This is a genomic window from Dehalobacter sp., assembly GCA_023667845.1.
Lineage (GTDB): Bacteria > Bacillota > Desulfitobacteriia > Desulfitobacteriales > Syntrophobotulaceae > Dehalobacter.
The window spans coordinates 77820-89084 of sequence record JAMPIU010000178.1 but is presented as its reverse complement, the minus strand read 5'-3'; the positions used below and the strand labels follow the sequence as shown (position 1 = coordinate 89084).

Genomic DNA, 11265 nt, shown 5'->3' with positions numbered 1-11265 from the left:
CATGTGTTGTTCGGTTACTTTCAATACCGCTTCTAGACGTTGTTCATAAGAATACTTTGCCAAAGAAAAGTGCACCTCCAAATGCTAGATTTTTTTGTCCAACATTTGGGGTGCACTTCATTTTGAGGCGTCTTTCCTTTGTGCTCGGGCAGTTAGCCTCTAGGCTTACGGCAAGGAGCGGCGTATCAAGGATGATACAATGGTCGAAAGCGGAATTGTGGCAGGCAGACAGGCCCGAGATACTAAAGTCTGAATGTTATTTACCTATTTATTTAAAATACACAGTACTAGAGATGGACGAATACTGCGGTACCACGGATGGCGAAGAGCGGCGATTTGCCCCAGCAGGCTGTAAATTACGAATTATGCCCGCAAAAATGGACATAATGAGTAAAGAAAAAAATATGTTGGGGTTGAAATATGAAGATCTCGGAACTTGCTCAATTCCATAACTGGCTGGGGCTTACCCCTAGAGGTCGGAGCCTACTGCCGGTTATTAAAAGACAAAGTGCCTATATCCGTGAAGCTTATTCTCCAATCAATGAATATTACTATGAAACGGAAGACGTCATTCCCGCAGCAGAATGGTACCTGGACAACTACTACATTATCAGCGAATTGATCACAGGACTGACCAAGGATATCTCCAAAGAATATGAAAGCAAGTTGCAGTATTTAAAAGGAGGGGATAACGCCGGTTACCCCAGAATTTATCTAATTATAGCTGAGTTTCTAAAACAGTGTGAACATGAATTAAATTTTGATCAATTAAAGGCGTTTATTACCGGGTATCAGGAAGAGGCGCCGCTTTCATCTGCTGAGATATGGGCTGTTCCAATGATGTTAAAAGTACTGCTGCTGGAAAAAGTCTACTATCAGATTGAGCGTATTCTTTATATCCAGGCCGAAAGAAGAAAAGCTGATGATTGGTTAAAGACTGTATTTGACGGAAGCACGGACGCTGAAACGCCCGCAGCTGAGATGCCTCCTGCATCTGGGCATGATCCGGAAGACGTGCTCACGGCAATTTTTATGGAAAGAATCTCCAGAAAGCTTAAGGAACATGGCCTAGAAGCTAAAATACTGTACAACTGGCTTGATAATGCGGCCAGCAGACAAAATACAACGGTGGAGAAGGCCGTAAATTCAGAACATCATTTTCTGACAGCCCAGGGAGCGGCCATGGGCAAACTTGTCACGGATATCAAACAGATTAACGCTGAGAACTGGTCTGCTTTTTTCGAAAATGTCAGTCTGGTACAGCAAACCCTTCAAAAGGATCCGGCCCGAATATTTGATAAGATGGATTTTGATTCCCGGGACAAATACAGGCATGAAATAGAAGGTCTGGCAGGAAAATATAAAGTTACAGAAATTATTGTGGCCAGAACATTGGAAAAATTAGCTGCCCAGAACCAGTCTGCGCCTTTTAACCATGTTGGTTATTACCTGTTTGGTTCTGGCAAGGTGCGCCTGGAAAAGGAGCTGGCCGACAGTTGGGGCAGGGTAAAAAAGTCTTTTCATGGCATATACTGTTATCTGAAATTAAAACCTGCCTTGTCCTACCTTGGGTTAATATTTCTGGCGACACTGATACCTTTTTTTATTTTTCTCGATCTGACAAAAAACAATTCTGGCAATGTATCGTCGGGTAGTATGCTTCTGGGCCTGATTGGAGCGCTGGTCCTGATCAATGGCATGGCTGTCTGTCTCATTAATCGTTTGTTCTGCAGGATGCTGTCTCCGAACTTTCTGCCGAAATTGTACCTGGATAACGGGATACCGGAGCAATACAAAACCATTGTTGTAATCCCGGCAATTTTCAATCATCCGTCCAAAGTCCGGCAGCAAATGAAACAACTGGAAACACACTATTTAAGCAACCGGGATCAGAACTTGTGCTTTGCCGTTCTCGGTGATTTTGCAGATGCCCCTGCGGCCAAACAGCTTGGGGATGATGAGATCATTCAGGCAGGTGTCAAAGCGGCGGCAAAACTGAATGACAAATATGGGGAAGAGCGTTTTTTCTATTTTCACAGGGAAAGAAAATGGAACGAAAAAGATAAGACCTGGATGGGATGGGAAAGAAAAAGGGGAAAGCTGATTGAATTCAACCGGCTGCTTCTGCACGAGGGAGAGACGAGTTACTTTATTCAAACAGGAAAGCCGGAAGCCATGCAAGGAATCCGCTATGTTATCACGCTGGATGCCGATACAATACTGCCCAGAGATTCTGCACGCAAGCTGATTGGTACAATTGCGCATCCGATGAATGAAGCAAGACTGGCTGACAACGGCAAAAGTATCGCCTATGGCTATGGTATTATTCAGCCGCGGATCGGTCTTACGGCGGCAAGCGCGTTTGCTTCGCCTTTTGCCAGGGTGTTCACCGGAACAGCAGGCATTGATCCCTATACGTGCGCGATTTCAGATATCTATCAGGATCTCTTTGGAGAAGGAATATTTACAGGAAAAGGCATTTATGATCTGAAAGTATTTCACGCCGTGACCCAAGATGCCTTTCCGGATAATAGGATCCTGAGTCACGACTTAATTGAAGGTCTCTATGCGCGTACAGCCTTAGCGACGGATATTGAGTTTTTTGACGGATATCCGACCAAATTCCTGTCGCATACCAAAAGGGCGCATCGTTGGATAAGGGGAGACTGGCAAATTGCGCGTTATATGTTTCAGCAGGACTTTTCCGCTGTATCCCGTTGGAAGATTTTTGACAATCTCAGACGGAGCCTGGAAACGCCTTTTCAGATAATTATTCTTTTTTTAGCCGTTACCGCGTTGCATCAGTTCTTCAGCCAGCTGGCGATTTTAGTCCTGCTGAGTTTGAGTTTACCGCTGCTTCTGAACATTGGCGGACGCCTTATCGACCGCAGTATAACCTTCAGGATCTTTAAGTTTGAGCTGAAACTAGGAATCAGCCAGATCCTGTTCAGCATCGCGGTGCTGCCGTATCAAGCGTATAATCAACTGGATGCCGTATTTAGGAGTCTTGGGAGACAAATCATCACCAAACGCAATTTACTCGAATGGGAGACGGCTGCAGATTCTGAAACGCATCTTCAGTTAGACCCCTGGAATTTTTATCATAGAATGGCGCGCGGCATCGTGATGAGCCTTTTCTTTCTATCCGGTTATTTTTATGTGAGCTTGCTTACGGGGATAATCCTAACAATCTTGTTGATCAGCTGGCTGGCGTCGCCATGGCTTGCCTACCGAATGAGTCTGCCCTATGCCGGTTCTATCACAGAGATATCTTCCGAAGACCGCAGGGTGCTTCGTATGTTCTCTCGGCAGGTATGGGCTTATTTTGATCTTTTTGTCAATGCGAAAAACAATTATCTGCCTCCGGATAATATCCAGCTGGAGCCGCATAAAGGAGAGGCCTGCAGGACATCACCTACCAATATCGGGCTGGCGCTGCTGGCTAACCTTACAGCCGGAGATCTCGGCTATGTAACCACGGAAAGAATGCTGAGCCGGGTCAGGAATACGCTTCGGACGATCCAAGGAATGCCAAAATGGAATGGGCATATCTATAACTGGTACGATACGCAGACGCTGGAACCACTTCACCCAATCTATATTTCCACGGTTGACAGCGGCAACATGGCAGGCTATATGATCGCGCTAAAAAACGGTCTGGCCGAAATTTCAGGGAAACCACTGATCGGGCAAAACATGCTGCAGGGGTTCATGGATACTTATCTGCTGAGTCAGGAGAATGCCGGCACGGTGGATCCTGACGTCAGGGGATCTTTTGGCGCAGAACTGAAAGCCATCATGGCAAGTGAGCGAGCTGAAGAAGCCGGAGCGTCCGCAGGCATAACAGACCTTCAAACTTGTTATGCATTTGTAGATAAATGGGCAAAACTGACGCGCAATCATCTCAGAAATCCGGCAGATCAAAACGGAAATACGGCTGAGAAACCCGAGACAGACCTCAGGCTGATGACAAAAGATTTTTGGCCGGAGGCTTTGGCTCGGATGCTTCAAGACGGAAAAAATGCGTTGGAATATTTCTTCCCGTTCCTGACCCTGCCTAACCTGCCCGATTCTTTGCGAAAGCTCGGACAGTACCCAGTCAAATCTCTTATCCGGGAATATCTGGGCTTGCTGAACAATCCGGAAACCGCCGGTAAGGAATTACAGCCTTATCTCTATCGCGGGCTTAAACGAGCCGTTCTGACTTTGCTCCGGGCTGGGAAGCTACAGAAAGATCTTCATCATTTTGTGTACAGAATGAACTTCAAGCCCTTGTTTGATGATCAGATCAAGCTGTTTACGATCGGCTACAATTTAACAGAGCGGAAACGGGATAAATCCTATTATGACCTGCTGGCCTCGGAAGCCCGTCAGACCAGCCTGTTGGCAATTGCCAAAGGGGATGTGCCTCAAAGCCACTGGTTTAAGATGGCCCGGCCGCTGACCAGAATAAACGGCAGGCGCTGTCTGGTATCCTGGAGCGGAACCATGTTTGAGTTTTTAATGCCTTCTATCCTGTTTAAGGGCTATCGCGGAACGCTCCTTGATGAATCCTATCGCTCTGTGGTAAAGATTCAACAGGCGCATACGGAAAAGGCCAAAATGCCGTGGGGGATATCCGAATCGGGATTTTTCTGTTTTGATATCCAGAACAATTACCAATATAAAGCTTTTGGCGTTCCGGGCTTAGGCCTGAAAAGAGGATTGTCCAAAGATATGGTCATATCCCCGTATTCAACTTTTATGGCGCTGCCGATTGATTTTAAAGCAAGTATGGAAAACCTCCGTTTGATGAAAAATAAAGGTTATAACGGTATATTCGGACTGTTTGAAGCGATTGACTATACCAAAAGCAGGGTTCCGTATAATGAGGAATCCAGTATCGTCAAGAGCTATATGTCTCACCACCAGGGGATGAGCTTGATCGCCTTAGGGAATGTCCTTGGAGCAAACAGGATGCAGGAGCGCTTCCACCGGGAACCGGTCATCAAATCGATTGAAATGCTGCTGCAGGAGCAGGTTCCGCTGAAAGAATATACGTTTAATCCGATGATCGAAGAAAACGGGGAAAAGGAAGTCCGCGCTATTTCCTGCAAACTCGGAGAGAAACCTGTGGTCTACCTGAGTCCGAATACCCGGGTTCCGCGCTGCAGCTTCATTTCGAACCGGGAATATGCCGTCATGCTTACGCTTTCCGGTACAGGCTACAGTCAGTATAATCATCTTTTTCTGACCCGCTGGCGCAAAGATCCCGCCATGGACAGGTATGGAACATTTCTCTATGTCCAAAATCTTAATTCGGGAAATCTTTGGTCGGCTACGGCCAAACCGGTTCAGACCCAGCCTGAGGAATACAAGGTAACCTGTTTTCCGAATACGGTCAAGTATATCCGCAAAGACGGAAATATCATCACGCAGACAGATGTATTCGTCGCTCCTGAGGATCCTGTGGAGATCAGGCGAATCACGCTGACCAATCAAAGCAGTTATTCCAGGGATCTCCAACTGACAAGTTATATGGAAGTTGCTTTGGATGAACTCTCGGCGGATATGGCTCATCCCGCCTTCAGCAAGCTGTTCATCCAGACAAAGTATGAAAATAATACCCTTGTCGCTTTTCGGCGGCCACGGCATTTGCACAACGCAGAACATTATATGATGCATACCTTGTTCAGTGAAGGAAATATGTTTGGGGAAACCGAGTATGAGACAGACAGAGTCAAATTTATCGGACGCGGACGAACGCTGGCCGATCCTAGGGTCATGGATATTAACCAGCCTTTGTCCAATTCGGTAGGAGCGGTTCTTGATCCGATCTTAAGTCTGCGGGCCAGGGTGAGAGTTGATCCGGGAAGAACAGTATCTGTCTATTTCCTGACCGGATATGGAAATACGTTGGAATCTGTCCTTCAGCTTGCCCAGAAATACCGCAGCAGCTATGTGATCACGCAAGCCAGGGAATTGGCATGGTCGCAAAATCTAATGGAATTAACGAACCTTCAACTGTCTTTTGGAGAAGCCAATATGATTTCAAGTCTGGCCGGGCAGGTCATCTATGGCTGTCCAATCCGGAAAAGTCCCGCAGCATCGAATCAGCTTGGACAAACTTCTCTCTGGTCTCATGGCATATCGGGTGACCTGCCGGTTGTCATGCTGAAGATTCAGGATAGCAGCCAGCTCAAGCTGGTCGATCAAATCCTGACCATTCATGAATATTGGAAAATAAAAGGCCTCTACATCGACTTGGTTATTTTCAATGAGGACGAAACGGGATACTTTCAGGCAACCCAGGAAGTTATCATGGAAAAAATCAGCATCAGTCATGTTCGGAAACTCGTCAATAAACCCGGAGGCGTATTTCTCCTAAAAAAAGATCAGCTTTCCGGGGAGGCTGATATTCTGCTTCATACCGTCGCCAGCGTCATATTTTCCGGCGAAAACGGATCTTTAAACCACCAGATCATGAAGTGTCTGCGGGCTGGTGAAAAGATCATAGACGAACCGGCTGCCAGTGAACAAACTTCCGGCGAAAGAATCACAATAGAACAAATCGCAGGCAACCGTATTACCAGCGGGCGGTCAGAAAAAGACAGCCTCCCTGTACAGAATGTATGTAAAACGCACCTCACTGTCCTGGAGAGTAAAAAGACAGAAGGCTTTAAGTTCTTTAACGGCTATGGCGGATTTACGGACAACGGAAAAGAATACGTGATCATTAATGAGAAAAGTCAGCCAACCCCGCTGCCCTGGGTCAATGTAATCGCGAATGAAAAATTCGGGACAATTATTTCTGAAGCAGGGGCGAGCTATACCTGGTCTCAAAACAGCAGGGAGTACAAACTATCCCCGTGGTCAAACGATCCGCTGCTCGATGTCAGCGGGGAGGCTGTCTTTATCAAGGATGAGGACTCCCAAGAGCACTGGTCGCCTCTGCCGCAGCCGGCGAGGGACAGCCAGCCGTATCTTATTAGGCATGGTCAAGGGTATACGGTATTTGAACATTCCAGCTTTGGAATTAACCAGGAAACGACGGTCTTTATCCCGCTGGGGAAGAACCTGAAAATTACAGCGTTGAAGTTGACCAATAAAAATACGCTGCCAAAACGCCTCTCTGTCTATTATTATTTGGAATGGGTGCTGGGAGTCAACCGGGAACAGAACATGCCTTATTTACTCACGGAACTGCACGATACGACCATCTTCTGCCGGAATGTCTACCAGGAAGAGTTTGCCGGAAGAGTGGCCTTCATCACCGGTTACGGTGCGGATTATCAAGCGTCAACGTCTGACCGTGCTGAATTCCTGGGCGCTAACGGCAGCCTGGTAAAACCGGCAGGGATATCGGCTGTCCTTTCAGGTAAGATGGGTACGAACATCGACCCATGCGCAGTTCTTCTGCTTCAAGTAACCTTGGATCCTGGAGAAGAAAAAACAGTCTGCCTGCTGCTCGGGGATGAACAAAATAAAGAAACGGCACTTTCATTGATTCAGTCTTTTTGCAGTCCGGACAGCGTCACAGAGGCGTTTCAGGGCGTGTGCCGCTATTGGGATGATATTTTGTCGCGTATCCAGATCTCGACTCCGGAGCCGTCCTTTGATCTGCTGGTAAACCGTTGGCTGCTTTATCAGACCATTGTTTGCAGGATTTGGGCCCGGTCGGGATTTTATCAAACAGGCGGGGCTTACGGCTATAGGGACCAGCTTCAGGATGTCATGCCCCTGGCCGTCATCAAACCGGAAATAACCCGCAAGCAGATTATCCTGCACAGTTCCAGACAGTTTCCGGAGGGAGATGTACAGCACTGGTGGCATCCGGAGACCGGCAAAGGGATCAGAACAAAATTCTCAGATGACTTATTGTGGCTGCCTTACGTCACAGCAGACTATCTGGAGCATACCGAAGATTTCAGTATTTTGGAAGAGATAACAAGCTTTCTGAAGCTTGAAGCTCTCGGGGAAAACGAAGATGAGCGTTATGCCGTTCCGGAGACTTCGGAGCAGAGCGGTTCAGTATACGAGCACTGTGTGCGGGCGATAGACCGCAGCCTGCGCTTTGGCGGGCACGGCTTGCCGCTGATCGGAACCGGGGACTGGAATGACGGTTTTAGTGCGATTGGCAGGGAAGGGAACGGAGAAAGCGTCTGGCTTGGCTGGTTTATTCTGGCAGTTCTTAAAAAGTTTATCCCGGTTTGTGCCAGAAAAGATGATAGCGAGAGAGTTGAAAAATATACCGGAATCGTCAACGAATTACAGGAGAGTATGGAGAAATATGGCTGGGATGGCTCCTGGTACAGGCGTGCTTATTATGATGACGGATCTCCGGTAGGTTCAATCACAAGCTCCGAGTGTCAAATTGATGCGATTGCCCAGTCCTGGTCCATTCTGTCTGGAAGTGCTTTAAAAAGCAGAGCAGCTGATGCCATGCTGGCAGTAGAAAGATATCTGTGGGATAAGGACGCAGCCCTGTTAAAGCTGCTGACACCGCCATTTGATAAAACGGATAAAAATCCCGGGTATATCAAAGCCTATATTCCCGGAGTCAGAGAGAACGGCGGACAATATACTCATGCGGCTGCCTGGGCGGTTTTGGCGTTCAGTAAACTTGGCAGCAGGGATAAGGCGATGGAACTGTTTCAGATGCTGAATCCGGTCAACCACGCCCGTACCGGTATTGAAGTCAGTCAATATAAGGCAGAGCCCTATGTGATCGCTGCCGATGTGTATGCGGTTCAGCCGAATGTTGGAAGAGGTGGATGGACTTGGTACACCGGTGCTGCCGGATGGATGTATCAGGCGGCCTTGGAGGGCATTCTAGGGTTGCAGATTACAGGGGACAAACTGTCGTTAACCCCGTGTGTCCCGTCTAACTGGGAGTCATACTCCCTGACCTACCGGCATAAGAATTCAACGTATCAAATTACGGTAAAGTGCCGGCAGCCGGCAGGGACTGAAACTGGTGAAAGTATGACGTCTACGAAGATTAAAGTCGATGATAAAGTTCAGGATCATTTTCCAATTGCGTTAAGCGACGACGGCAAAAACCATGTCGTTGAGATTTCCCTGTAAATCAGGAAGACTTTCCTGTGAATCGTCAAGATTTTCTTAGAAAAAGAAAAGTGAAAGCAGGATTTTAGCGTTTTGTATGGAAATTGATTGGTAAATTGGTAAAATTGAATAAATACAAGATGAACAAAAGACAGCTAAAAGATAATCAGGAAAGAGAGGAGTTAGCATGGGAAAAGCTCACGAAATCGAATATAAGATCTACGGGGATGACATGCAGTTTGTTGAGGTTGAATTGGACCCGGCTGAAAGTGTGATTGCGGAAGCAGGAGCCTTAATGTTTATGGAACCGGGCATTCAGATGGAAACCATCTTTGGGGACGGATCCGGACAGGGAGAAAACAGGGGACTTACCGGGAAGCTATTTGGAGCAGGAAAAAGGCTTCTGACAGGAGAAAGCCTTTTTATGACCCTATTCACCAACAGCGGGGCAGGCAAAGCGCATGCTTCTTTTGCGGCCCCTTATCCCGGGAAAATCATCCCGGTTGATCTGACTGCGTATAATGGTAAAGTAATTTGTCAAAAGGATGCCTTTCTGTGTGCCGCAAAAGGGGTAGCGATCGGCATCGAATTCAACAAGAGACTTGGAACCGGATTCTTTGGCGGTGAAGGATTTATCATGCAGAAACTTGAGGGAGACGGCCTGGCTTTCCTGCATGCCGGCGGAACCATTATCGAGAGGGAGCTTCGGCCGGGAGAAACCCTCAGGGTCGATACCGGCTGTCTCGTCGGAATGACCGGCAGTGTTTGCTATGATATTCAGTTTGTCGGAGGCATTAAAACTGCTTTTTTTGGCGGGGAAGGACTATTCTTTGCAACTGTTTCCGGCCCCGGCAAAGTTTGGCTGCAGTCTCTGCCGTTCAGCCGTCTGGCGGACAGAATCATAGCTTCCGCACCGAGGCTTGGCGGGTCCCAGAAGGGCGAGGGGAGTATTCTGGGAGGACTCGGGAACCTTCTGGATGGAGATAGATAAAAGAAAAAAGAAAAAAGAAAAAATGATTTGATGGGATCATCGGAATTTCCAATAAAAAAACAGCTCGTATTCCTTTGAAAGAATGCGGGCTGTTTCATCATTACCTTATGATATTAAAATCCCTAAATATCTAAATATACTGAGTTAATTATTCCATATAATTATTTGCTCAGATTATTGATATCGATAAACGGAACAGCGCCGCTGCCTGTCACGGTCGGCAGTTTGCCGTCCCACTTCTTAATCGCTTCAAGCTGAGCCTCAATTTTACGCAGTTCTACCAGTTCAGGGGTAATGACATCCTTCTGCAGCTTCAGGGCTTCTGCTTCAGCCTTGGCCTGTTCAATCTGCTGCTGGGCTTCAACTTGGATTCTCTGCAGATCAAGATTTGCTTTTAAGGCCTGCTGTTCGGCGATCTGTTTCTCCTCAATGGCCTGATTGAATTGATCGCTGAAGTCAAATTCGGTGATGTTGATATCGTCCAGTCCCATATAGTAAACTGCAAGCTTCTTGCCAAGTATCTCTTTGACTTTGGCGCTGACTTCCGAACGTTTAGAGATCAGCTCTTCCGCGGTGTACTGAGCGGTTACAGCCTTGAGCGATTCACTGACGGCCGGGTCGACAACTTTTTCTTTATATTCCAGGCCTACATCCTGGTAGAGCTTGTTGACATTTTCCGGATTAAGCCGGTAATTGACAGCGATCGTTGTATTCACGACCTGAAGGTCCTTGGAAGAGGTGGTTTGGTCAGACTGGTCTTTCTGAAGTCGGACTTCAACTGGAATAATATCCTGGATAAATGGTACAATGATGTGGAATCCTTCATCCAAAACGTATGGCATAACTTTACCAAGTTGGACGATAACGCCCCGGTGGCCAGGTTCAACGATTACGTAGCCTTTGAAACCGATCATAGCGGCAATGAGCGCAATAATAAGTACAATTGGAATAATTTTTATCCAGAATCTTCTTCTGGGTTTGGCCGGAGTGATGTTTTCCTCCATAGAATTCTCCTCTTTTCTGGTTTTGTCTGGAAACTAATTTTATCTTATCATATCATATGAGGGGAGTGAAGGCCAGAATATGCAGGGTATTATTTCTTCACATGTTTTAAAGTTAGAGATCATTGTATTACCCGAATTATGAATACATAATACATTTTTGCTGGGCATTTACTATTATCTTTTTTTTGTATTAAATAATTGATGTACCCATTTTATTAGAAGGGC

Annotated in this window: 4 protein-coding genes; 3 read left to right on the top strand and 1 reads right to left on the bottom strand. The window is 46.8% G+C overall.

The window, feature by feature from the left end; all coding sequences use genetic code 11:
• The 3 genes from NC238_15085 to NC238_15075 form a co-directional block, all read left to right on the top strand.
• Positions 1–452 (top strand): hypothetical protein (locus NC238_15085; GenBank protein ID MCM1567233.1); only part of this gene is annotated, 452 nt, incomplete at its 5' end.
• Positions 421–9066: a glycosyl transferase family 36 gene (locus tag NC238_15080; GenBank protein ID MCM1567232.1), complete on the top strand. Its 8646-nt coding sequence runs from the start codon at positions 421–423 to the stop codon at positions 9064–9066. The genes NC238_15085 and NC238_15080, both read left to right, overlap by 32 nt.
• Positions 9067–9232: 166 nt before the next feature.
• On the top strand, positions 9233–10036 hold the full coding sequence (locus NC238_15075; GenBank protein ID MCM1567231.1) for a TIGR00266 family protein: 804 nt from the start codon (positions 9233–9235) through the stop codon (positions 10034–10036).
• Between the two features lie 161 nt (positions 10037–10197).
• On the opposite strand, the gene NC238_15070 is transcribed toward NC238_15075, so the two are convergent.
• A complete protein-coding gene (locus tag NC238_15070; protein ID MCM1567230.1) occupies positions 10198–11040 on the bottom strand; it encodes a prohibitin family protein in 843 nt (280 codons plus the stop codon).
• Positions 11041–11265 lie beyond the last annotated feature (225 nt).